18 protein-coding genes are annotated in these 23,015 nt (G+C 70.8%); 10 read left to right on the forward strand and 8 right to left on the reverse strand.

The window, feature by feature from the left end:
- Positions 1-21: 21 nt before the first annotated feature.
- Positions 22-1,593, reverse strand: coding sequence for an ABC-F family ATP-binding cassette domain-containing protein (locus OGL88_RS11765; RefSeq protein ID WP_263054970.1), 1,572 nt, complete (start codon positions 1,591-1,593; stop codon positions 22-24).
- Positions 1,594-1,867: 274 nt separating this feature from the next.
- On the opposite strand from OGL88_RS11765, the gene OGL88_RS11770 reads away from it, so the two are divergent.
- Positions 1,868-2,293, forward strand: coding sequence for a DUF3151 domain-containing protein (locus tag OGL88_RS11770; RefSeq protein WP_263054971.1), 426 nt, complete (start codon positions 1,868-1,870; stop codon positions 2,291-2,293).
- A gap of 128 nt (positions 2,294-2,421) precedes the next feature.
- Here the strand turns inward: OGL88_RS11770 and OGL88_RS11775 are convergent, their stop codons facing one another.
- Genes OGL88_RS11775 through OGL88_RS11790 form a run of 4 tightly spaced genes read right to left on the reverse strand, consistent with a single transcriptional unit; the run spans position 2,422 to position 8,850 of the window.
- On the reverse strand, positions 2,422-5,481 hold the full coding sequence (locus tag OGL88_RS11775) for a glycoside hydrolase family 2 TIM barrel-domain containing protein (RefSeq protein WP_263054972.1): 3,060 nt from the start codon (positions 5,479-5,481) through the stop codon (positions 2,422-2,424).
- Positions 5,478-6,413, reverse strand: a complete 936-nt coding sequence (locus OGL88_RS11780; RefSeq protein WP_240347563.1) for a carbohydrate ABC transporter permease — start codon at positions 6,411-6,413, stop codon at positions 5,478-5,480. Before OGL88_RS11780 ends, OGL88_RS11775 begins: the two co-directional genes overlap by 4 nt.
- On the reverse strand, positions 6,410-7,495 hold the full coding sequence (locus tag OGL88_RS11785; RefSeq protein WP_263054973.1) for a carbohydrate ABC transporter permease: 1,086 nt from the start codon (positions 7,493-7,495) through the stop codon (positions 6,410-6,412). Before OGL88_RS11785 ends, OGL88_RS11780 begins: the two co-directional genes overlap by 4 nt.
- Positions 7,492-8,850, reverse strand: coding sequence for an ABC transporter substrate-binding protein (locus OGL88_RS11790; protein ID WP_263054974.1), 1,359 nt, complete (start codon positions 8,848-8,850; stop codon positions 7,492-7,494). The genes OGL88_RS11785 and OGL88_RS11790 overlap by 4 nt, the downstream gene beginning before the upstream one ends.
- A 212-nt stretch (positions 8,851-9,062) precedes the next feature.
- Here OGL88_RS11790 and OGL88_RS11795 point away from each other — a divergent pair, with 212 nt between their 5' ends.
- Positions 9,063-10,226 carry a baeRF2 domain-containing protein gene (locus tag OGL88_RS11795; RefSeq protein ID WP_263054975.1) on the forward strand — a complete coding sequence of 388 codons (1,164 nt, stop codon included), beginning with the start codon at positions 9,063-9,065 and terminating at the stop codon, positions 10,224-10,226.
- A 118-nt stretch (positions 10,227-10,344) separates the two neighbouring features.
- Here the strand turns inward: OGL88_RS11795 and OGL88_RS11800 are convergent, their stop codons facing one another.
- Positions 10,345-11,562, reverse strand: coding sequence for an MFS transporter (locus OGL88_RS11800; protein WP_263091495.1), 1,218 nt, complete (start codon positions 11,560-11,562; stop codon positions 10,345-10,347).
- Between the two features lie 75 nt (positions 11,563-11,637).
- Here OGL88_RS11800 and OGL88_RS11805 point away from each other — a divergent pair, with 75 nt between their 5' ends.
- Positions 11,638-12,339 carry a GntR family transcriptional regulator gene (locus OGL88_RS11805; RefSeq protein ID WP_263054977.1) on the forward strand — a complete coding sequence of 234 codons (702 nt, stop codon included), beginning with the start codon at positions 11,638-11,640 and terminating at the stop codon, positions 12,337-12,339.
- Between the two features lie 155 nt (positions 12,340-12,494).
- Here OGL88_RS11805 and OGL88_RS11810 read toward each other — a convergent pair whose 3' ends face one another.
- Positions 12,495-12,647, reverse strand: a complete 153-nt coding sequence (locus tag OGL88_RS11810) for a hypothetical protein (RefSeq protein WP_263054978.1) — start codon at positions 12,645-12,647, stop codon at positions 12,495-12,497.
- 266 nt (positions 12,648-12,913) lie between these two features.
- Between OGL88_RS11810 and OGL88_RS11815 the strand changes: the two genes are divergently transcribed.
- The 7 genes from OGL88_RS11815 to OGL88_RS11845 all read left to right on the forward strand — a co-directional run bounded on the left by OGL88_RS11815 (position 12,914) and on the right by OGL88_RS11845 (position 21,795).
- On the forward strand, positions 12,914-13,975 hold the full coding sequence (locus tag OGL88_RS11815) for a LacI family DNA-binding transcriptional regulator (RefSeq protein ID WP_263091496.1): 1,062 nt from the start codon (positions 12,914-12,916) through the stop codon (positions 13,973-13,975).
- Between the two features lie 280 nt (positions 13,976-14,255).
- Positions 14,256-16,013, forward strand: coding sequence for an ABC transporter substrate-binding protein (locus OGL88_RS11820; protein ID WP_263054980.1), 1,758 nt, complete (start codon positions 14,256-14,258; stop codon positions 16,011-16,013).
- Positions 16,010-16,990, forward strand: coding sequence for an ABC transporter permease (locus OGL88_RS11825; protein ID WP_111085432.1), 981 nt, complete (start codon positions 16,010-16,012; stop codon positions 16,988-16,990). Before OGL88_RS11820 ends, OGL88_RS11825 begins: the two co-directional genes overlap by 4 nt.
- Positions 16,987-17,937 (forward strand): ABC transporter permease, encoded by a 951-nt coding sequence (locus OGL88_RS11830; RefSeq protein ID WP_263054981.1) that lies wholly within the window; start codon positions 16,987-16,989, stop codon positions 17,935-17,937. Before OGL88_RS11825 ends, OGL88_RS11830 begins: the two co-directional genes overlap by 4 nt.
- On the forward strand, positions 17,934-19,727 hold the full coding sequence (locus OGL88_RS11835; RefSeq protein ID WP_263054982.1) for an ABC transporter ATP-binding protein: 1,794 nt from the start codon (positions 17,934-17,936) through the stop codon (positions 19,725-19,727). The genes OGL88_RS11830 and OGL88_RS11835 overlap by 4 nt, the downstream gene beginning before the upstream one ends.
- The gene (locus tag OGL88_RS11840) at positions 19,724-20,593 is read left to right on the forward strand and encodes an alpha/beta fold hydrolase (RefSeq protein ID WP_263054983.1); all 870 of its coding nucleotides are present in this window, start codon (positions 19,724-19,726) and stop codon (positions 20,591-20,593) included. The genes OGL88_RS11835 and OGL88_RS11840 overlap by 4 nt, the downstream gene beginning before the upstream one ends.
- A gap of 8 nt (positions 20,594-20,601) precedes the next feature.
- Positions 20,602-21,795, forward strand: a complete 1,194-nt coding sequence (locus OGL88_RS11845) for a glycoside hydrolase family 1 protein (RefSeq protein WP_374114440.1) — start codon at positions 20,602-20,604, stop codon at positions 21,793-21,795.
- A 13-nt stretch (positions 21,796-21,808) separates the two neighbouring features.
- Here the strand turns inward: OGL88_RS11845 and OGL88_RS18055 are convergent, their stop codons facing one another.
- The gene (locus OGL88_RS18055; protein ID WP_263091497.1) at positions 21,809-23,014 is read right to left on the reverse strand and encodes an ankyrin repeat domain-containing protein; all 1,206 of its coding nucleotides are present in this window, start codon (positions 23,012-23,014) and stop codon (positions 21,809-21,811) included.
- Between the last annotated feature and the right edge of the window lies 1 nt (position 23,015).

Raw genomic sequence — 23,015 nt, forward strand, 5'->3', positions numbered from 1 at the left:
GACGGCGCTGGGGGCGCTTCCTCACCGCAGCTCGATGCGCGCGTCGAGTTCGAGCCGGTCGAGGAACGTCTCGTCGTGACTGACCACGACGAGCGCGCCGCGGTAGGCCCTGAGCGCGTCGACGAGCTGGTCGACACTCGTCAGGTCGAGGTCGTTCGTCGGCTCGTCGAGCACCAGCAGCTGCGGCGGCGGGTCGGCCAGCACCAGGCTCGCCAACGCCACCCGGAAGCGCTCCCCGCCGGACAGCGCCCCGGCGAGCCGGTCGACGGAATCGCCGCGCACGAGGAACTTCGCGAGGCGGTTCCGGACCTCGGCGACGGGGACGTGCGGAGCGTCCCGGCGCACGTTGTCGAGCACCGTGGCGGTGTCGACGAGGGTGTCCTTCCGCTGCGGCAGGTACGCGATCCGCTCGACGTGGGCGACGGCACCGGTGTCGGGCAGCGGGTGCTCCCGGGCATCCGGCGCCCCGACGAGCTGTTCGAGCAGGGTCGACTTGCCGACGCCGTTGTCCCCGGTGACCGCGATCCGCTCCGGCCCCTGCACGATCACGTCCCGCCCGCGCACCGTGACGGTCGCGATCTGCCGTGACGCCGGCACGTCCGGGTCGGGCAGGGTCACGTGGATGGACTCGTCGTCGCGCAGCCGGAGTTCGGCCTCGCGCTTGGTGGCGAGTGCGGCGGCCTCGTCGTCCGCGTACCCGACGCGCAGCCGACCGGCGGTCTCCTGTGCCTTCTTCCGCTGCTCGTTCGCCAGGATCTTCGGCATCGAGCGGCCCGCCTTCTCGCCGGCCTTGGCGCGCCGGGCGATCTTCGTCTCGGCCTCGATGCGCTGCCGCTTCTCGGTGCGGTGTCGCTGTTCGGCGACCCGGACCTCGCGTTCGACGGCCGCTTGCTGCACGGCCAGGTGCTCCTCGAACGCGCTGAACGTCCCGCCGAACACGGTCATCGCACCGGCGCGGAGCTCGCACGTCTCGTCGACGTGCTCGAGGAGCTCCCGGTCGTGGCTGACCACCACGAGGGTGCCGCGCCAGTCGTCGACCAGGTCGAGCAGGAGTCCGCGAGCCCGACGGTCGAGGTTGTTCGTCGGTTCGTCGAGGAACGCGATCGGCCGGCCGCGCAACCGCACCCCGGCGACGGCGACGAGTACGGACTGCCCGCCGGACAGCGTCGACACCGGGCGTTCCAGGTCGGCGCCGTCGAGTCCGACACTCGCGATCGCCGCGGCGGCCCGCTCCTCGAGGTCCCAGTCGTCGCCGACCGCCTCGAAGTGCTCGGGCGACGCGTCACCGGACAGCACGGCCCGGAGCGCGGTGAGCGTCGACCGGATGCCGAGCAGGTCGGCGACGGCGTCGTCGGTCCCGGTTGCCAGGCGTTGCGGCAGGTGGTCGACGGGGCCGGACGTCGAGATGGTGCCCGACGTGGGGTGGAGCCGGCCGGTGGCGAGCCGGACCAACGTGGACTTGCCGGCCCCGTTCCTCCCGACCAGGCCGGTCCGGCCGCGCCCGAAGGCGGCGGTGAGGTGGTCGAGCGCGACGGTGCCGTCGGGCCAGGCGAAGGTGACGTCGCGCAGGACGACGGATGGACTGCTGGGCATGGGGATGCCTCCCGGTGTCGATGCTGGGCGCACGACACCGAACCCACCGCTTCAGCGGTGGAGCGCCCGACGGGGGCGCGCGATCACGGTGTCAGCGCGTGGGCTGAGCAGAACCGGTGATCGACAGCAATCCGTCTTCTTCCGTCGGGGACCCCCATGTCCGCCATCCGTGCCGCCGGTCGGTCTCCCGCCCCGGGGGCCTCGTGATGACGACGAGGTGCCTCCCACGGTAATCCCGGCCACGGGGACGCGCAAGGGATGACAGGCTGGGGGCATGCCGGAGAACCTGTTGCCGAACCCGTCGACGAACCCCGAGACCCTGCTGCCCGCCGAACCCGAGGTGACCGCGGCGCTCGCCGCCGACACCCCGATCGCCAGCGTGGTGGTGTCGCACCCGTCGTCGAGCCTGGCGTGGGCCCTGCTCGCCGATGAGGCCTGGGAGCGCGGCGCGGCGCTCGAGTCCTACGCCTACGCCCGTGTCGGGTACCACCGCGGGCTCGACGCCCTGCGCAAGGCCGGGTGGCGCGGTGCCGGTCCGGTGCCGTGGTCGCACGAGCCGAACCGCGGGGTGCTCCGTGCCCTGTTCGCGCTGCGCCGTGCGGCCGAGGCGATCGACGAGCCCGGCGAGCCCGAGCGCCTGACCGACTTCCTCACCGCGAGCGACCCCGAGGCCCTGCGCGCCCTGAGCGCCGACGCGTAGCGCGGTCGCGGCGCGGCGCGGCACGGCGCGCGGCCGACGATTTGCGCCCTGCCCCCGTCGTCGCGCCCCGAAGAGCCGGGGCGCGACGACGCCAGCGGGGCGCGGACGGGCCGGACCCCACCCGACCCCTACGCCAGCACCACGCTCCACGAGAACGCCTGCGGCCAGAGCTGGTGCTCCGGCAGCACGTCGAGGCCGCACGCCCGGCTGCCGAGCCCGTGCTGCGCCGCGTCGAGGTACAGGTACAGGTGGTCCGACGTCGGCAGCTCGTACGGGTGCTCGGCGCGGTCGATCTGCTGCGCGGTCCACGGCGACAGGGTGAAGCCCGCACGGTGCGCCCCCACGGTCGACACCGTGAACGGCCCGACCGACAGCTCCCGCAACAACGGCCGGTGCCCGGTCTCCTGCGGCCGCGAGTACTCGACCCCGAGCGACCGCACCGGAGCGGTGAACCGACCGACCCGGGCGGCGTGCGACGAGTCGGCGTACGACTCGAGCGGCCCGGTGCCGAACCACGTGGCCGTCTCGTCGGCCAAGCCGGCGGGCAGGTCGAACCGCACCCCGATCCGCGGCCAGGTGACGTCCCACGCTCCGAACGGCACCGCGTCGGTCTGCAGCACGAGCCCGTCGGTCGTCAGGGTCCAGCGGTGCGTGACCTCGAGGCCCCACCCGCTGTTCGCCGCCGCCACCCGCACCCGCTGTTCCAGCCCGGAGTCGGTCCGTGTCACCGACACCAGGCGGTGGGTCAACCGGTCCAGTCCACGGTCCCGCCAACGCGAGGCCGACGGGGGAGCGTCCGGGTCTCCGACACCGTGCGTCAGCACCGGGTCCGCCGTCTCGTAGCCGCCCTGCGACGCCAACCGGTCGTTGTCGGTCGGGGCGCGCCAGAGTTCCAGGCGGGGTCCTGCCACCTCGTGTCCCTTCCAGGACACCAGGTCGCCGCGGTCCGAGAACGTCCCGTCGCCGAGACGGTCGCCGTCCCACCCCTGCCGGGAGGCCCGTGGTGCGTCCGCCACACGGCTCGCGACGAGCCGCTGGGTGCGTGCGACGACGTGGCCGGTGTCGGCCCACGCGGTCGGGCCCGCCAGCTCGGCGGTCAGGTCGAGCCAGAGTTCGTCGCCGGGTGCGAGTTCGGCGGTGGCCGCGTCGAGTACCTCGGACGGCACCGGGACGGTCGCCGACTCGCGGGCTGCCACCACGCCGGCGGCGAACCGGCCGGAGGCCTCGACGACGCCGTTCCGCGACAGGGTCCAGCAGAACCGCAGCCCGGCGGTCGAGGCCGAGTGGTACCGGTTCTCGACCAGGATCGTGGTGTCCGACACCGCCAGGCGGATCGGGGCGACGACGGCCGCGAACTCGGCGAGCCCCGGGGTCGGGGAGTCGTCGGGCAGCACCAGGCCGTCCATCACGAAGTTGCTGTCGTGCACGACCTCGTGGAAGTCGCCGCCGTAGGCGTAGTAGTCCTGTCCGGACGCCGTCTGCGCCAGGAGCCCGTGGTCGCGCCACTCCCACACGAACCCGCCGTGCAGGCGCGGGTACCGGTCGACCAGCGCCTCGTACTCGGCGATCTGGCCGGGCCCGTTGCCCATGGCGTGCACGTACTCGCAGTGGATGAACGGCTTCGAGCGCTGCCGTGCCGCCTCGGCCGGGCCGCAGCCGAGCAGGGGCGTCGGGGTGCCGCCACCGATGGACTCGGTCTCCTGCAGTGACGGGTACATCCGCGAGTACACGTCGGTGTACTCGCCCGTGTAGTCGCCCTCGTAGTGCACGGGGCGCTCGTCGTCGCGGTCGTGCACCCACTGCGACATCGCCGCCAGGTTCCGGCCGGTGCCGGACTCGTTGCCGAGCGACCACATCACGATGGACGGGTGGTTCTTGTCCCGCTCGACGGTCCGTGCGACGCGGTCGAGGTAGGCGTCCGCCCAGGCCGGGTCGTCGGAGGGGTTGCCGACCCAGCCGGTGAAGATGAACCCGTGGGTCTCGAGGTCGGTCTCCAGGATCACCCAGAAGCCGAGCTCGTCGGCGAGGTCCAGCACGCGGGGGTGCGGCGGGTAGTGCGAGGTGCGGATCGCGTTGACGTTGTTGCGCTTCATGAGCGCCATGTCCGCGCGGGCGTGCTCCTCGTCGAAGACGCGGCCGCGCACGGGGTGGGTCTCGTGGCGGTTCACGCCGTGGAACACCACGCGCTCGCCGTTCACCAGGAACCGGTCGCCCTCGATCGACACGGTGCGGAAGCCGAGCCGGAGCGAGACGGTCTCGCCACCGTCGGCGCCGCCCGCCGCCGTCCCGGTCGCGGCAGAGCCGGTCGACAGCGTGGCGTCGTACAGCTTCGGCAGCTCCGCGCTCCACGGCTCGACGCCCTCGACCTCGATCGGCGCGACGTCGTCGGCCGTCGCCCAGGTCACGTCGACGCCCAGGTCGGGCACCGCGAACCGCACCGGGAAGCCGGCGTCCAGCGTCGGGAACGTGATGGTCCCGCTACCGGTCGCCGGTCGTCCGCCCGCCGCCGTCCCGGCCGTCGCAGCGGTGCCGAGCGTCGGAGCCCACGAAGCCCGAACGAACACGTCGTCGATCGGCGCCGTGGGACGGGCGAGCAGCGTGACGTCGCGGAAGATCCCGGGCAGCCACCACTGGTCCTGGTCCTCGAGGTACGAGGCCGCCGACCACTGGTGCACCCGCACGGCCAGGTCGTTCGACCCCGGACGGAGCATCTCGGTCACGTCGAACTCGGTCACCAGGCGGGACCCGGTCGACCATCCCACGAGCGTGCCGTTCAGCCACACCCGGAAGTGCGACTCGACCCCGTCGAACCGCAGCAGCACCCGACCGGCCGCCGCGAAGGACGCCGGCAGCTCGAACGTGCGCCGGTGGTCACCGGTGGGGTTCTCGTCCGGCGGGTGCGGCGGGTCGATCGGGAACGGGTACTGCAGGTTCGTGTAGCTCGGCGACCCGTGCCCGTGCAGCACCCAGTGCGACGGCACCGGGAGCTCGCCCCACGCGGGGTCGTCCTCCACGGCGGCGTCGGTGGCGAACGCGTCGGACACCGATGCGACCGGCGACCACCGGAAGCGCCAGTCGCCGTTCAGCGAGAGCGACGGTGCGTCGGTGTGGAGCGCGGCCCGCGGAGGGAGCCGTGATGCCGAACCCGGCGAGGTGGAGTGGAGGTCGTCGAGTGCGGAGTTGGTCAACCCTTGACCGATCCTTCCGTGAGGCCCCCGCGCCAGAAGCGCTGCAGGACGATGATGGCGATGACGAGCGGGATGACCGAGACGAGCACCCCGCCGGTGGTGAGCTGGTAGAACTCCGGCAGGCGGTCGACCTGCGAGCGCCAGTTGTTCAACCCCAGTGTGATCGGGTACAGCTTCTGGTCTGCCAGCATGATGAGCGGCAGGAAGAAGTTGTTCCAGATGCCGACGACCTGGAACAGGAACACGGTCACCAGAGCCGGGGTCATCTGGCGGAGCACGACGGTGTGGAAGATCCGGAGCTCGCCGGCACCGTCGATGCGTGCCTGTTCGAGCAGCGTGGTGTCCACCGACGCCGCGGCGTACACCCGGCACAGGAACAGGCCGAACGGGGAGACGAGGCTCGGGATGAGCACGCTCCAGTAGGTGTCGGTCAGGCCGAGCGTCGAGAACAGCAGGAACAGCGGCAGCGCCGTCGCGGTCCCCGGCACGAGCACGCCGCCGAGGATCGTGCCGAACACGAACTGCCGACCCTTGAAGTCGTACTTCGCCAGGGCGTACCCGCCGGCCGCGGCGAAGTAGGTCGCCAGGACCGCGCCGACGCCGGAGTACAGGATGCTGTTCGCGATCCACCGGACGAAGATGCCGCCGTCGTACGTGAACACCTGCTGCAGGTTGCTCCACAGTGCGAACTCGCCGCCGAACCAGAACCCGTTCGTCGAGAACAGCGCTCCGGTGGTCTTCGTCGCGGCGATGACGACCCAGTACAGCGGGACGAGGAAGTACAGCGCGACGATGACGAGGATGCCCGTCACGACGATCTGCGAGCGCGGGGACCGGTCGAGCTTGCGGCGCTGGTGCGCCGAGATCGACGTGGTGTCCACGGGGACGGCGGTCTTCGCCGTGGCCGGCGCTTCGATGGCTTCGCTGGTCATCGGTCAGTCCCTTCGGTGGTCGCGACGCGACCGGACTGGAGGCCCGGGTCGGCTGTGGTGGTGACCGTGCTCCCCGCCGCAGCGCGCGTCTGGAGCGCGGTGCGGGCCTCCAGGCCGTCACGCTTGGCGCGCTTGCGCCGGTCGCGTTCGTCCTTCGGCGCGCGGTTCGTCAACGCGAGGAACGCGAACGACAGGATGAACGCGGCCAGCGCGATGATGACCGCCTGCGCACTCGCGACGCCGTACTCGTTGAACGCGAACGCGTTCGTGTACGCGGCGTAGTTCGGCGTGTACTCGGTGTCGATCGCCGGTGCGACCGTCGACAGGATCTGCGGCTCCGCGAAGAGCTGCAGCGTGCCGATGATCGAGAAGACCGTGGTGAGCACCAGGGCCGGCGCGACGAGCGGGATCTGGATCCGCCACGCGACCTGGAACGGGCCGGCGCCGTCCATCTTGGCGGCCTCGTAGACCTCGCCGGGGATGGACTTCAGCTGCGCCACGATGATGAGCATGTTGTAGCCGGTGTAGGTCCACGTGACGATGTTCGCGATCGACCAGAGCACGCTGTTGGCGCCGAGGAAGTCCGGCTGCAGCCCCATCGACTGCAGCAGGGACACGATCGGCGACAGGCCGGGCACGTACAGGAACGACCACAGGATCGTCGCGATGACGCCGGGGACGCCGTACGGCATGAAGTAGATCGCGCGGAAGAAGCCCGGCCAACGGGCGCTCGCCGACTCGAGCAGCAGCGCCAGGATCGTGCAGGCGATGATCATCACCGGGACCTGCACGATGCCGAAGAGCAGCATGCGGCCGATCGAGGCGACGAAGCCGGAGTCCTGCAGGGCGATCGCGTAGTTGTCGAAGCCGGCGAACTTGCCGACGACGCCGTCCTCGCCGAACAGGCCCTCGCGGTCGACGGTCGTGAACGACTGGAACAGTGCGCTGATGATCGGGATGATGAACGTCAGCAGGAACAGGGCCAGGAACGGCGCGAGCAGGATCCACGGGGCGCGCTTCTGCGCACTCGTGGCCTTCGTGCTCGTGCGGAAGGCGGGTCGCGTGCTGGTCTGCTGGCTCATCGTGCCGTCCTGACGCTGAGGCCCTTGTCCTTGAAGGACTGGACGATCTCCCGCTGGGCGAGTTCCACCGCGTCGGAGAGCTTGAGGCCGGAGGTGAGCTTCCGGCGGAACTGGTTCTGCAGGCTCGTGAACGCCGACTGGGTCACGGGGGACCACGACCAGTCGATGTTCTGCTCCTTCGAGGCCGGCACGAAGACGTCCTCGTTGTAGTTCTGGCCGGAGAACCACTTCGACGGCTGCTCACGCTGCTTGCCGATGTAGTCGACCGCGGGCGACCAGCCGATGCCGCAGTACTTGATCATCGCGTCGATGCCCTCCTTCGAGGTGGTCATCCACGTGATGAACTCGAGCGCCTCCTTCGGGTGCTTCGCGTTCGCCAGGACCGCCGCGGTCGAACCGCCGATGGCGCTCGAGCCGAAGCCGTCGGCGCCCCACTTCTGCATGGGGGCGACCTTCCACTTGCCCTCGCCACCCTGCACCGACTCGATCAGGGCGTCGCCCCAGCTCGCGCTCGTGACCGCGGCGATCTTGCCGCTCGCGGCCGAGGCGTACCAGCCGGGGGAGTACGCACCGGCGCTGGTGTCGACGAGCTCGTCGTCGATGACCCCGTCGAAGAAGTCCGCGACCATCAGGGTCTTGTCGTCGGTCATGTCGACGACCCACTCGTCACCGTCGACCTTGAACCAACGGGCGCCGGCCTGCTGCGCGTACGCGGCGAACGGCGACGCGTCCGAGACCGGGAACACCTCGAGGTAGTTCTGCTTGCCCGTCTTCCGGACCTTCTCGGCCAGGTCCCGCCACTCGTCCCACGTCGTCGGGGGTTCGCCGCCGGCCTGCTCGAGCAGGGCGGTCTGGTAGTAGAACCCCATGGGGCCGGTGTCCTGCGGGATGCCGTAGACGCCGTCCACGAACGACACCTGCGCCCACGCGGCTTCGTCGTACTTCGACTCGAAGTCCTTCGCGCCGTAGCGGGCGAGGTCGACCAGACCGTTTGCGAGCATGAACTCGGGGATCTGCCGGAGCTCGACCTGACCGATGTCCGGACCGCCGCCGGCCGCCAGCGCGGAGTACATCTTCTGGTACCCGCCGCTGTTGCCGCCGGGGATCCAGTTCGCCGACACCTGGATGTCCGGGTGCGTCTTGTTCCAGACGTCGCAGACCTTCTGCAGGTCCTTCAACCAGGCCCAGTAGGTGAGCTGGACGGTCTCGCCCGACGCGGCGGCCGGCACGAGGGCGGCCTTGTTCACGTTGGTGGAACCGGGGACCGCGCAGCCGGCGAGCAGCCCTGCCGCCGCCGTGCCGATGCCGAAGCCCAGGAGTTGTCGTCTGGAGATGGGTCGTGGTCGTGGCGTCATTGCCGCACTCCGGTTCGTCGTCGATTCGGGGTCCGTCTCAGCCAACCACAAAACCGAGCGTCGTTGCAGTTTCGCGCCTGGGTGTTCCCTCCCGACCCGCGCCTGGGTGTTCGCTCCCGACTGTGGACGCCCGGTGGTGGCGAGGTGGAGTGTGGTCGCACGTGAGAGCGCCGGGGCTCATCGGCTCCGGCAACCGTCCGAGAGGAGCTGCCATGACGTCGACCAACGCGACGAGCGAACTGCACCGGATCCTGGGAGAGCGACTGGAGGGCGGCGGCAGCTGGGCCTGGGCCTACGCCGACGTCTCCGGCAACGTCGAGGATCCCCGACGGCAGGCGGCGCTCAAGCTCCGCGGTGTCGAGGAGGGGCTCCGGGCACAGGGTGCGTCCGACGAGGTCGTCGACGCCGTCGCCGGCGAGTTCGAGCAGGAGCCCGGCGTCCCCTCGCCCGTCACCCGGTTCGTGCTCGTGCACGACGGCGAGGTCGTGCTGAGCGAGGTCCTGCCCGGGCCGCTGCACGGATCGGAGTCGGTCGGCGTCGGCGCCGTGCCGGACCTGGTTCCGCTCGTCGCCCACCGTCCCGTCGACCTGCCGTTCCTGGTGGTCCACGCCGGCAAGGAGGGCGGGGCCTTCCGTGCCTACCGCCTCGGCCACGCCCCGGTCGCGGCCGACGCGTCCGAGCAGCAGGTGGCGGGCCGGAACGACACCCTGCACTACGCCAAGGCCGGCACCGGGTGGAAGCAGCCGCACTGGCAGCAGCACACCGAGGAGATCTGGAAGCAGAACTCGTCGGAGACCGCCGCCGCCGTCGACGAGGCCGTGCGGACGATCCGCCCCGGACTCGTCGTCGTGGCCGGTGACGTCACCGCGCGCGAGCTGCTGGTGAAGGCGCTCTCGTCGGAGACCCGTGCACTCGTGTCGGTGTTCCCGGGTGACCCCCGTGCCGACGCCGGCTCGAAGCAGGCGTTCGTCGAGCACGTCGAGACCGCGCTGGCCCGCGTCGTCGCCACCCGCCGTCACGACCTCGAGGACTCCCTCCGCACGCACGTCGGCCGTGGCGACAACCAGGTCGTCACCGGCCTCGGACCCGTCGTCGAAGCACTGCAGCAGGCCCAGGGCGCGACCGTCGCGCTCGACGCCGTGGCCATCGGCGACCGGACGCTGCTCGCGCTCGCCGGGGCGCCGTGGGTCGCCACCGCACCGGAGCAGGCCGCAGGGACGCCGGTCATCGGCGCGGTGCCGGCGGTGTGCACGCTGGTGCGGGCCGCGGTGCTGACCGACGCCGAGCTCGTGCTCGTCAACGCCGCGTCGCTGCCCGGTGGCGCTCCCGCCGCCGCACTGCTCCGCTGGCCCGTCGGCCCGGTGGTCCCCGCCTGAGCCGGAGCGCGCGCGTACCTGGTCGAAACGGGCGTACCTGGTCAGTTCTTTCGACCAGGTACGCCCGTTCCTACAGTGCATCGCACGCGTCCTGGGAAGGAACGAACCGGTCCGGCGCTCAGTCGTGCGACCGGTCCGCGCGCGGGACCAGCGGGAGTGCCAGCAGTGGCAACACGGCCACGATGCCGAACGACGCCGCGAACCCGAGCGCCGTCACCAGGGCGCCGATGCCCGGACCGACGGCGCTCGCCGCGATGAACTGCCCGGTGTTCTGCGTGCCGAGGGCCCGACCGGACCAGAACGGCCCGGCCGCCTCGGCGACCGACGTGTAGGCCAGGCCGTTGTCCGCCACGGTGACGCTCGTCGCGATGACCAGGAACACGGCTCCGACGGCCAGGTGCGTGACGTCGACGAGCGCGAGCAGCCCCATCACGACGGCGGCGCTCACGACGACGATCCGCAGCGGGCCGACGCGTGAGCCCGCGCAGTCGCTCCACACCCCGACCAGGATCCGCCCGATCGCCCCGACGAACTGCGACGCCCCGACGAGCAGCCCCGCCCCGGCCGTCGACCAGCCCAGTCCGACGAGCCACACCAGCCCGTAGGTCGACAGCGTGAACTGCGGCACCACGAGCAGGATCGACACCGCGTGGATCCGCCAGAGGAACCCGCTCGCCCGGTACGGGTTCGCCGTCGCATCGGCCGGCGCCGTGTGCCGGGCCGGTCGGGGCGGGTTCTGGATGCCGACGGCGCAGAGCACCGCGAGCACGGCGCAGAGGACGATCGGCAGGACGAGGGCCGCGCGGATCCCGGATCCCTCGGCGAGCTGTGGCACCGTGACCGCCGCGAGCGTGACCCCGAGCGGCTGCGACATCTGCCGGATGCCCATCGCGAGCCCGCGCCGCTCCTTCGGGAACCACCCGACGACGACCCGGCCGCTCGCGGCGTTCGTCGACGCGCTCGTCATGCCGCCCAGCAGGAACGCCAGCCCGAGCAGGACCGGGTCACCCGCGGCGAGCCAGGCCCCGACCACCGCGAGGGTCGTCAGCACGAGTCCGCCGGCGATCACGATCCGTTCACCGATCCGGTCGGTGATCGCGCCCCAGGCGATGAGCGTCAGGACCATGCCGAACGTCGGTGCTGCGGCGAGCACGCCTGCGACGGTCAGGGACGTGCCGTTCGCGTGCAGGTACGGGATGAGCAGCGCGGGAGCCGTCACCACGAGGGTCCCGGCGGCCTGCGCGGCGACCCCGAGCGCGAGCATCGCCCACGCTCTGCGGCCGATCGTGGTGGGCGTCGGTGGTGCGGCGGTCGCGGTCATCGTGGTGGCTCGCATCGTTTCATCTCGGAAGCAATTGGTATACCACAACGGTATACCATTCCGACGGTGTCCCCGCTAGAGTTGTTGGCCGTGACCGACACGACCGATGCAACCCCGGTGTCGCAGACGGCCCAGCTCTACGACAACCTGCGTGCCGCGATCCTGACGCTCGACATCGCGCCGGGCGAGCGTATCTCGGAGCGCGGTCTCGAAGCGCGGTTCCACGCCTCGCGGACCCCCGTCCGTGCCGCACTGTCGCGACTCGAGCGCGAGGGCCTCATCCTGCACGAGGGTCGCTCGTGGACGGTCACTCCGATCGACCTCGACGAGATCGCCTCGCTCGCCGAACTCCGGGGCGTGCTCGAACCCGCCGCTGCCCGACTCGCGGTCGAGCGGGCGAGCGCCGAACAGCTCGCAGAGGTCCGCGGGCACCTCGACGCCCTGCGCCCGACGCCCGACCAGCAGGCCGGCATCCGGATGGGCTCGACGTTCCACCTCGACCTGGCGGCGCTCGGCGGCAACCGGTTCGTCACCGACGCGATCGCCGATGCCCTGACCCGTCTCGAGCGCACCCGGTGGATCGAGGTGCGCACGCCCGAGGCCCGCGACGCCGCATGGGACGAGCACAGCGCCATCATCGACGCCGTGCGCGACGGCGACGCCGACCGTGCGGCCGAGCTCGTCGCAGCGCACGTCGCCGGGACGAACGACCGGTTGCTCGGTTGGATCGCCCAGGAACGCCGTCGGTTGCGCGGCGCGGGCATGACGATCGTCGGGGCGACCGAACGCTGACGCGAACCGCGTGACCTGACGGGGCGCGCGGCGCAAGACCGGTCCGCCGTGGCGCGAGCCGGGCCCTGGACGCGACCCTGCTTGAGACGCGACCCGACAACACGTGCCGGTCCGCGCCTCCTGGCCGTCGCCCGGTCGACGTCGGACGTGACCCGCTACGGGCGGTCCGCGCGCTCCTCCGTCGCGTCGAGCTGGTCGAACGTCGAACCGTCGCCGGCGGTTCGCTCGAGGAGCGCGTCGCGCACCTCGGCCTCGTCGTGGCTCGCGCGGTTCGCCAGCTTGCTTCCGGATCGTGTCGCCTGTGACATGTCGGTGTCCTTCCCCTGCGTGTGGGCATCGTGGTGTGCGCGGGCATCCTGCCCGCCGGTGCGCTTCCTCACGGGACGTACTGAGGTCGTGACAGTGTCGCGCGGTCGCTCCGGCCGCCGCAAGGGCTTTCGTCACATGTGGAGAAGTGCCGTGACGGAGCGTGCCTAGGATGGTGCGGCCGCGCCGCCCCGGTGCGCACCAGCGGACGTCGGACGGGAGGCACGGCTTGGCTGCACCACGTACCGCACCTCCCACGGTCTACGACGTGGCCAGTGCCGCGAACGTCTCGATCGCGACCGTCTCGCGCGTGCTCCGCACGCCGGACGCCGTCCGCGAGGGCACCCGGGACCGCGTCCAGGCGGCGATCCGCAGCCTCGGCTACGTCCCCTCCGGCAACGCCCGAGCCCTCGCCGGCAAGCGCACCGGCGTCGTCGGTCTGCTGCTGCCCGGGTTCGACGTGGTGCCCGACGAACGGCCGGACCTGGTCACCGACGGGGGCGTCCGCGTGGTCGACGACCGCCGACACGTGACGCAGCCGTTCTCCTCGAACCTGTACTTCGACGAGGTCCTGCGGGGCGCCGAGACCGAGGCCTGGCAGCGCGGACTCGCGCTCATGGTGGCCGCCGGTCGTGGGTCCTCGCGCGACGTCATCGTCAACGACGTCGCCGGCCGGGTGGACGGCCTCGCCGTGCTCGCGCAGACCGTGCCGGACGACCTGCTCGAGCACGTCGCCCGTCGGATCCCGGTCGTGGTGCTCGCCGACGATCGGCGGTCGCACGGGTTCGACTCCGTGAGCGTGGACAACAGCGCCGGCATGCGGACGCTCGCATCGCACGTGATCGGGCGGCTCGGCATCCGGTCGCTCGCGTACGTCGCTGGGCCGATCGACTCGCCGGACGACATGGAGCGCTCGACGGGCTTCCGGTCGGCGTTGGCGGACCACGGGGTGCCGGCGTCGTCGGTCCGGGTCGTGCACGGTGACTTCGGTCGGGCGCGGGCGCGCGAGCTGGCGGCGACGCTGCTGGCGGACGACGTGCCCCGGGCCATCGTGTGCTCGAACGACCAGTCGGCGCTCGGAGTGCTCGACGCCGCCACTGCCCGGGGCCTGCGCGTGCCCGAGGACGTCGTCGTCACCGGGTTCGACGGCATCGACGCCGGGCGCTTCTCGTCGCCGCGGCTCACCACGGTGCACCAGCCGATGGGGGAGCTCGGACGTGCGGCGGTGCGGGCGATCGTCGATCGGCTGGACCGTCGCGAGGGGCCGCCGCGCGCCGTCCGGCTGCCGGTCGAGGTGCTGCTGCGCGAGAGCTGCCCGCCGGCGCTGTGACGAGCGGCGCGGCGAGCGGTGCGGCGGTGCGTCCGCACCGTGCGGCTTTGCTCATCCCGTGCGACGTTGACCGCCCGGTGCGGGCCTGTAACCGCGCACGGAGCGGGCAGCCTCGCGCCCGGCGACGGAACGCGCACCGTGCGCAGCGACCCTCGCTCCGACCCTCGCTGCTGCCGCCCGCAGCTGCGTACCGCCCCGGCACGGAACCCCGGTGTTGCGCGACGCGATGTAAGCGCATACATTGGCGCAGTACCGATTCGACACGGAGGTCGACCGAGCAATGACGCTTCCCCCACAGCGCACGCGCGGCAAGCGCGACCCCGGGACCCGCGCTCCCGGAACGCGCCCCGGCAGCACCCGACGACGCGGACGCCTCGTCGCGGCGATCGCCGGGCTCGCAGCCGTGGCCCTCATGGCCACGGGCTGCAGCATCCAGGTCCGGTCCGAACCCGATCCCACGATCGGCAAGGACACGATGCTCATCAACGCGGACCACGGCAACCCGCTGTTCGACCGCAACTTCAACCCGTACATCGCGAACGCCCGCACGGCCTCCAAGTGGATGTACGAGCCGCTCATCGAGATCAACCCCCTCGACGGCAAGGGCACCCCGTGGCTGGCCAGCAAGTGGAGCCAGCCGGACGCCAGCACGATCGACATGACGATCCGCCAGGGCGTCGAGTGGTCGGACGGCTCGCCGTTCTCCGCGAAGGACGTCGTCTTCACGTTCGACCTGCTCAAGAAGTTCCCGGCGATGGACGTCAAGGGCGCCTGGCAGCACATCAAGAGCATCGAGGTGGACGGCGACCACGTCGTCTTCCACCTCAAGAGCGACGACGTGCCGAGTCTGAACATCATCGGCGCGACGTACATCCTCGGCGAGCAGCACTGGGGCGGTGTGAAGGACCCCACCACCTGGCGGGACCCGAACCCGGTCGGCACCGGTCCGTTCGTGCTCGGCAACTACACCGACCAGCAGTACTCGATGGACAAGAACCCGACGTACTGGCAGGCCGACAAGATCGCCATCAAGCACCTCATCCTGCCGGCGACGAACACGCAGCTCGACACCGTCACCCGCGGCTACGACTGGGCGTACTCGTTCATCTCGGACGTCAAGGGCACCTGGGGCGCCGCGTCGAAGACGAACCAGTGGTGGTTCCCGGCCGGTGGTGTGATCGGCCTCATCCCGAACCTGACGAAGGCGCCGTACAACGACGTCAACGTCCGCAAGGGCATCTCGCTCGCGCTGAACCGTGACGACATCGCCGAGACCGCGTCCGAGGGCAACCTGGCAGCAGCGGGCCAGACCGGCCTGATCCTGCCGAACCAGGAGCAGTACCTCAACCCGGACATCCCGGACAAGGGCATGATCACGCAGGACGTCGACGCTGCGAAGGCCGCGTTCGCGAAGTCCGGCTGGACCGAGCAGGGCGGGAAGATCGTGAAGGACGGCAAGCAGCTGTCCATCACCATCATGACCGCGAACGGCTACTCGGACTGGCTCCGCGCCGCGCAGGAGGTCCGTCGTGACCTGACGGCCATCGGCGTGAAGGTGACGATCCAGGCACCACAGCCCGCCGGGTACCAGCAGAACATCAACAACGGCACCTTCGACATGGCGATGGGCGGCATGGGCAACGGTGACGTCTACCAGGCGTTCAACTCCCTGCTCAGCAGCGACTTCTACCAGCCGGTCGGCAAGTCGACGGTGAACAACTACGAGCGCTACAAGAACGCCGACACCCAGAAGCTCCTCGACGAGTACAAGGCGACGACGGACACGGCGAAGCAGCAGGAGATCCTCAATCAGCTGCAGGAGATCGTGTACGACGAGCTGCCCGTGATCGGCATGTACTACGGCGGGCTCTGGGGGCTGTTCAACACCGGCAAGTTCGTCGGTTGGCCCAGCGCCGAGGACCCGTACATGGCCCCGCAGAACTACGACTCCGCACCGCTGCTCATCTTCTCGAAGCTCCGGCTCCGGGACAGCGCAGCCGGCCAGGAGATCCTGAAGCAGCAAGAGGACCAGAAGTGAAGTACATCCTCCAGAAACTCGTCCTCTTCGTCCTGACCCTCTGGGCCGCGGTCACGCTGAACTTCGTGCTCCCACGCCTGATGCCGGGCAGCCCGTCGGACGCCGCGCTGGCGAAGCTCAGCCAGAACGGCCCCGTCACCGAAGCCACCAAGAAGGCCATCGAGGCCCAGCTCGGCGTCCCCACGGGCAACCTGTGGGACCAGTACGTCAACTACCTGCACCAGGTCGTCACGCTCGACTTCGGGGTGAGCTACACGTTCTACCCGCAGCCCGTCGGCGACCTCGTGTCGAAGGCCCTGCCGTACACGCTCATCCTGGTCGGCGTCGTCACGATCCTCGCGTTCGTCCTCGGCACCCTGATCGGCGTCGCGGCGGCGTGGAAGCGCGGCACCTGGCTGGACTCGCTCCCGACGCTGTCGGGGTCGTTCATGTCGACGTTCCCGTACTTCTGGACCGCCCTGCTCCTGCTGTTCTTCCTCGGATACGTGCTGCACTGGTTCCCGACCACGGGTGCCTACTCGGCGACCACCACCCCGGGGCTCAACGGAGCGTTCGCAGCCGATGCCCTGCAGCACGCGGTGCTGCCGGCGGTCACGATCCTGGTGACGAGCCTCGGTGGCTGGATCATCGGCATGCGCAACGCGATGATCAACACGCTCGGTGACGACTACGTGACCTTCGCCGAGGCGAACGGTCTGCGCGGCCGCACCGTGGCCGTCCGGTACGCGGCGCGGAACGCGATCCTGCCGAACCTGACCGGCTTCGGCCTGGCACTCGGTGGCGTGGTCGGCGGTTCGGTGCTGGTCGAGCAGGTCTTCGGCTACCCCGGCATCGGCTACCTGCTGTTCAACGCCGTCATCGGGCAGGACTACCCGCTGATGCAGGCCCTCTTCCTGATGATCACCGTGTCGGTGCTCATCGCCAACTTCATCGTGGACGTCATGTACGGCGTCCTGGACCCGAGGACGCGTCGATGACCAACACGAGCACCCCCAACGCAACCGTCGCCGTTCGGACCCAGGACGAGCAGACGGCTCCGAGCCGCTGGCGCAGCATCGCCCGCCAGTTCGGCGTCGTCTGGTCGAACTCGAAGGCCCGGATCGGCATCATCATCCTCGCGGTGTTCGTGCTGGTCGCGATCTTCGCGCCGCTCCTGGCCCCGTACGGCGCCAGCCAGAACGGCTTCGCCCGGTCCGCCGACGCGACCGCCGACCACTGGATGGGCACTACCGCCGCCGGCGAGGACGTCCTGTCCCAGATCATCTACGGTGCTCGGATCTCCGTGATGGTGGGCGCCGTCGCCGGCATCCTGTCGACGCTCGTCGCCGTCGCGATCGGCCTCAGCTGGGGCTACGTCCGCGGGTGGATCGGCGAGGTCATCGGCTTCATCGTGAACCTGTTCCTGGTCATCCCGGGCCTGCCGCTGATGATCGTCATCGCGGCGTACCTGCAGAACGGCGGCATCGCGGTCATCATCGCGGTCATCGTCGTCACCGGCTGGGCCTGGGGCGCGCGCGTCCTGCGCAGCCAGACGCAGTCCCTGCGTGGCCGTGACTTCGTGACCGCCGCGCAGTTCTCCGGTGACGGTGCGACCCGCATCGTGTTCCGCGAGATCCTGCCGAACATGACCTCGCTCATCGTCGGCTCGTTCTTCGGGGCGGCCACGAGCGCGATCCTGGCCGAGGCGGGCCTCGAGTTCCTCGGGCTCGGCGACTCGTCGATCGTCAGCTGGGGCACGATCCTCTACTGGGCGCAGAACTCCAACGCGCTGCTCACCGGCCAGTGGATCCTGCTCTTCGCGCCCGGCCTCTGCATCGCGCTGCTCGCGATGAGCCTCACTCTGATCAACTTCGGCGTCGACGCCGTGTCCAACCCGCGGCTGCGCGAAGGCGCGCGCCCGAAGCGCAAGGAGGCGACCGCATGAGCGGCTCGCGAACGTACGCAGATGACGGCCTGGAGGCGCGGGACGGCGCCGCCACGGGCCTCCCGTCCGACGGTGGTGACGCCCAGGGCGTCCTGCTGGACGTCCGCGACCTGTCGGTCGTGTACGAATCGGCCGGCCAGACGGCCGTCCAGGCGGTCGACCACGTGTCGTTCAGCTTGCGGAAGGGCGAGTTCGTCGGCCTGGTGGGCGAGTCCGGTTCCGGCAAGTCGACGCTCGGCTACGCGCTGACGCGTCTGCAGAAGCCGCCGGCGCGGACGAACGGCGGCAGCATCGTCTTCAACGGCCACGACATCCGTGACCTCGACGAGGAAGCGCTCCGGCAGCAGCGCCAGGGCGGCTTCGCGATGGTGCTGCAGTCCGGCATGAACGCGCTCAACCCGGTGCGCACCGTCCGGAACCACTTCATCGACATCTTCAAGGCGCACGGCCACGTGTCGCGCGACCGTTGGGACGCCCGGATGAAGGAGCTCATCGAGAAGGTGAAGTTGCCGACGTCGATGCTCGCCCGCTTCCCGGGGGAGCTCTCCGGCGGCATGCGGCAGCGTGTCTCGATCGCCCTGGCCCTGTCGCTCGAACCGCAGCTCATGGTGTTCGACGAACCGACCACGGCGCTCGACGTACTCGTCCAGCACGCCGTCATGGACACGATCATCGAGCTGCAGCAGTCCGAGGGCTTCACGGCGATCCTGATCAGCCACGACCTCGGCATCGTGCTCGAGGCCACCGAGCGAGTGCTCGTCATGCACGAGGGCCGCATCGTCGAGGACGGCGGCTCGAAGGAGCTCCTGCGCAACCCGCAGGACGAGTACACGCAGATGCTGCTGTCGCACTACGCCGACCCGCGGGCCGAGGTCGTGTCCCTGCCCGGCTTCCCGGACCGGTCGCAGCGTGCGACGTCCGGCGAGAAGCGGCAGGAAGCGACGTCGTCGTTCAGCACCGTCGGGTCGCGTGAGCGCTCGGCGGCGAAGAACCCGATCGTCGTGTCGAACATCGTGAAGACCTACCCGGCGCCGCGTCGCGGCGAGCAGCCCGTGCAGGCGGTGCGCGACGTGTCGTTCACCCTCGAGCCGGGGCAGTCGCTCGCCCTGGTCGGCCAGTCCGGTTCGGGCAAGTCGACCATCGCGAAGCTCCTGACCGGGGTCGAGAAGCCGACGACCGGCACTGTCCGGTTCGGCGACCTCGACGTCGCACGCCTGGGCAAGCGCGGCCTGCGGGACCTCCGGTCCGAGGTGCAGATGGTGTTCCAGGACCCGTACGCGGCGCTCAACCCGCTGCACACCGTGGAGTACACGCTGTCCCGCCCGATCGCGAACTACACGGACCTGAAGGGGCAGGACGCGCGGCGCCGCGTGCTCGAGCTCCTCGAGACCGTGGGCCTGACCCCGGTGGAGCAGTTCGCGCAGAAGCTCCCGCACCAGCTCTCCGGTGGGCAGCGGCAGCGCGTCGTCATCGCCCGTGCACTCGCGTCCGACCCGCAGGTGATCATCGCCGACGAGCCGGTCTCGATGCTCGACGTGACCTTGCGCGCCGGCGTGCTCGCCCTGCTCGAGGACCTGCGCGAGCAGTGGGGCGTCTCGCTCCTCTACATCACGCACGACCTGCTCAGCGCGCGCCTCATCACCGACGACATCATGGTGCTCCACGAGGGTGCCGTGGTCGAGCGGGGTCGCACCGCCGAGGTGCTGCAGAACCCGCAGGACCCGTACACGATCGCCCTGCTCGACGCCGTGCCGAACCCGCGTCGCACGCTGGCGGAGGGGCGGCTGTGACCACGCTGCACGACTTCCCGGCGGTGCCGGCGTTCGGCCATCTGCCGACGCCGGACGGTGTGGACGTCGTCGGGATCGACCTGCCCGTCGGACGGCTCACCGCGTACCGGATCGTGCCGTCCGGAGTGTCGAAGGGTGTCGTGCTCATCGTCCCCGGGTACACCGGCTCGAAGGAGGACTGGCGCACGTTCCTGCCGCTCCTCCGCGACGCCGGGTGGTCGGCGGTGGCGATCAGCCGCCGTGGACAGGCCGACTCGGTCTCGCCCGACGACCGCACGGCGTACACGCTCGAGCAGGAGGCCGCCGACGTCGTCCGCGTCGCCGAACTGCTCGACGACGGCGCTCCGGTCCACCTCATCGGCCACTCGCTCGGCGGTGTGATCGTCCGTGCCGCGGCGATCGCCTCGCCGACGTCGTTCCGCGACGTGACGATGTTCTGCTCCGGCCCGCACGGCTGGTCGTACCGCAAGGCCGCGGAGAAGACGATCGTCGCCGACACGTGCTCCAACCGTGCGTTGTTCGACGCGCAGAACCCGCTCTGGGCCGGCCGCCCCGACGCCGAGCTCCCCGACGACGCCCGGATGGTCCGCGAGCGCTTCGACCACACGAGCGTGCTCAGCGTGCTCGGTGGCGCAGCGATCCTCGAGGACCGCGCTGACACCACCGAGGAACTCCGCGCAACCAGGCTGCCGCTGCTCGTCGCGCACGGCGTCTGGGACGGCGCCTGGCCGATCCCGTGGCAGGCGGACATGGCCTCGCGTCTCGGTGCGTCGTACGAGGTGATCGCCGAGAGCTACCACGGCCCCCAGATCGAGAACCCGCTCGGGACCGTTGCCGTCTTCGACGCCTTCCTGAGTCAGCACTGAAAGGACCCATCATCACCACGCTGAACTTCCCCGACGGCTTCCTCTGGGGCGCCGCCACCGCTGCGCACCAGATCGAGGGCAACAACGTCAACTCGAACTGGTGGGTGCACGAGCACGAGCCCGACACCACCATCGTCGAGCCGTCCGGCGACGCCGCGGACAGCTACCACCGCTACCGCGAGGACATCCGGATCGCCGCCGAGCTCGGCCTGAACTCGTACCGGTTCAGCATCGAGTGGGCGCGCATCGAGCCCGAGCGCGGGTTCGTCAGCCGCGCCGAGGTCGACCACTACCGGCGCATGGTCGAGACGTGCCACGAGTTCGGCATCGAGCCGATCGTCACCCTCATGCACTTCACGGTGCCGCGCTGGTTCGAACGCGACGGCTTCTGGCGCGCACCCGACGCGGCCGACCTGTTCGCCCGCTACACCGAAGCCGCGCTGCCCGTGGTGTCCGACGGTGTCCGGTACGTCTGCACGATCAACGAGCCGAACATCGCGGCGATGCTGGCCGGCGGCGAGGACGCGTCGAACCTGGTGGCGTACGGCCTGCCGAACCCGGACCTGGGCGTGGCCGACGCCCTGCTCGAGTCCCACAAGCGTTCGCGGGAGGTGCTCTCCCAGGTGGGGGGCATCCAGAGCGGCTGGACCGTCGCGACGCAGGCGTTCAAGTCAAACGGTGAGCCTGGCGCGGACGCGATGCTCCGCGAGTACGGGTACCCGCGCGACGACTGGTACCTCGAGAACGCTGCCGGCGACGACTTCCTCGGCGTGCAGGCGTACACCCGGACCTTCATCGGCGCTTCCGGCCCCTTGCCCGTGGCGGACGACGTCGAGACGACCCTCACCGGCTGGGAGTTCTACCCCGAGGCCTCGGCCGACGGGCTGCGCAGCGCGTGGGAGCTGTCCGGCGGTGTCCCGCTGATGATCACCGAGAACGGCATCGCCACCGCCGACGACTCCCGTCGCATCGCGTACACGCAGGGCGCCCTCGAGGGCATCCACCGCTGCATCGACGACGGCATCGAGGTCCTCGGTTACCAGCACTGGTCGCTCCTGGACAACTACGAGTGGGCGTCCGGCTTCCGTCCGACCTTCGGCCTGGTCTCGTGGGACGCCGAGACGTTCGAGCGCACGCCGAAGGGTTCGGCCCGCTGGTACGGCACGGTCGCGCAGGCGAACGCCCTCGAGACGGCGGAGTAGTCCGCCCGCTCGATCAGCTCCCCGAGTAGTAGTGCGCCAACTGCTCCGCGACCGCACGGTCGCGGAGCAGTTCTGCGCGAGCGGTGGCGGTCGAGCCCTCGTCGTCCTCGGCGTTCACGTCGACGTCGAGGGCGAGCACGGACCGCACCGTGTCCAGGTCACCGGAGTCGACCGCGGCGATCAGCAGGGACGCGCCCCGTGAGCCGAACGCCCTGGTGTCCGCACCCGCGCCGGCGAGCGAACGCACGATCGCGGCGTGGCCACCCCACGCAGCGCGGACGATCGGGGTGTTGCCGTCGGCGTCCCGTGCCTCCAGGTCGGCGCCCGCGCCGGTCAGCACCTCGACTGCCCGCCGAGCGTCGCGGTCGATCGCCAGCGTCAGCGGCGTCCGCCCCTCGGTGTCGGTGAGCTGCAGTGACGCACCGCGGCGCAGGAGCTCCTCGAGCATCTCGGGCCGGTCGAACCAGGCGGCGGCGTGCAGCGGGGCGAAGCCCCAGCGCGGGTCGACGTCGTCGACGTCGCTCGCGTCGTCAGCCAGGTGCAGCCCGCCCAGGTCGCCGTACGAAGCGGCACGCACGACCTCGGTGGCGTACTCGACCCAACCGTCCGGCACGGGGCCGTGCCAACCGCGCGCCGGTCGCTGGTCCAGCGCCGTGTAGACGGACTCCGGGACGCTGCGCACCGACACCCGGGCGTCCGTGAAGCGGATCGAGACCTCGCCGACGGGGGAGACGAGCAAGCGGAGCTCCCACGCGTCGAGGCCGCCCACGTGTTCGAGCTCGCCGCGGGCGATGTGCGCGTCGCCGGCGAGCAGGTCGGCGGGATCGACGGTCGGCGGGTCGATCACGGCGTCGTCGAGGCGGAGGGTGACCAGGGCGTGGTTCCAGCGCCGCCAGAGGCCGTCCGCAGTGTCGAGCACCTCGTCGTTGCGGACGACGACCTCGGCGTGCACGGTCACCGGGTCCGGGGTGCCGTGCCCGGGAATGTCCGCGGCGGACGTCTCGGTGTCCTCGTCGGGGGCAGACGTCCTGCCACCGTGTCGGCCGGGCACCTCGACGGTGAGGGATGCGATCCGGGCGTCGACCCAGCGCACGGTGGCGAGCGCTGCGACGGGTGGTGGGGCGTCCTCGAGCAGGCGGATCAGGTGCTCGGTGGCGCCCTCGAAGTCCTCGAGCGACACGTAGCCGACCGCGGGCCAGTTCACTCGACTCCATCGCACG

The sequence above is a fragment of the Curtobacterium sp. RIT-PI-V genome, from assembly GCF_025642935.1.
GTDB lineage: Bacteria > Actinomycetota > Actinomycetes > Actinomycetales > Microbacteriaceae > Curtobacterium.

Excerpts from the sequence above, each read along its gene's own strand:
- OGL88_RS11765 (WP_263054970.1), bottom strand. The coding sequence starts at position 1,593 with ATGCCCAGCAGTCCATCCGTCGTCCTGCGCGACGTCACCTTCGCCTGG.
- OGL88_RS11770 (WP_263054971.1), top strand. The coding sequence starts at position 1,868 with ATGCCGGAGAACCTGTTGCCGAACCCGTCGACGAACCCCGAGACCCTG.
- OGL88_RS11780 (WP_240347563.1), bottom strand. The coding sequence starts at position 6,413 with ATGACCAGCGAAGCCATCGAAGCGCCGGCCACGGCGAAGACCGCCGTC.
- OGL88_RS11785 (WP_263054973.1), bottom strand. The coding sequence starts at position 7,495 with ATGAGCCAGCAGACCAGCACGCGACCCGCCTTCCGCACGAGCACGAAG.
- OGL88_RS11790 (WP_263054974.1), bottom strand. The coding sequence starts at position 8,850 with ATGACGCCACGACCACGACCCATCTCCAGACGACAACTCCTGGGCTTC.
- OGL88_RS11795 (WP_263054975.1), top strand. The coding sequence starts at position 9,063 with ATGACGTCGACCAACGCGACGAGCGAACTGCACCGGATCCTGGGAGAG.
- OGL88_RS11800 (WP_263091495.1), bottom strand. The coding sequence starts at position 11,562 with ATGCGAGCCACCACGATGACCGCGACCGCCGCACCACCGACGCCCACC.
- OGL88_RS11810 (WP_263054978.1), bottom strand. The coding sequence starts at position 12,647 with ATGTCACAGGCGACACGATCCGGAAGCAAGCTGGCGAACCGCGCGAGC.
- OGL88_RS11820 (WP_263054980.1), top strand. The coding sequence starts at position 14,256 with ATGACGCTTCCCCCACAGCGCACGCGCGGCAAGCGCGACCCCGGGACC.
- OGL88_RS11830 (WP_263054981.1), top strand. The coding sequence starts at position 16,987 with ATGACCAACACGAGCACCCCCAACGCAACCGTCGCCGTTCGGACCCAG.
- OGL88_RS11835 (WP_263054982.1), top strand. The coding sequence starts at position 17,934 with ATGAGCGGCTCGCGAACGTACGCAGATGACGGCCTGGAGGCGCGGGAC.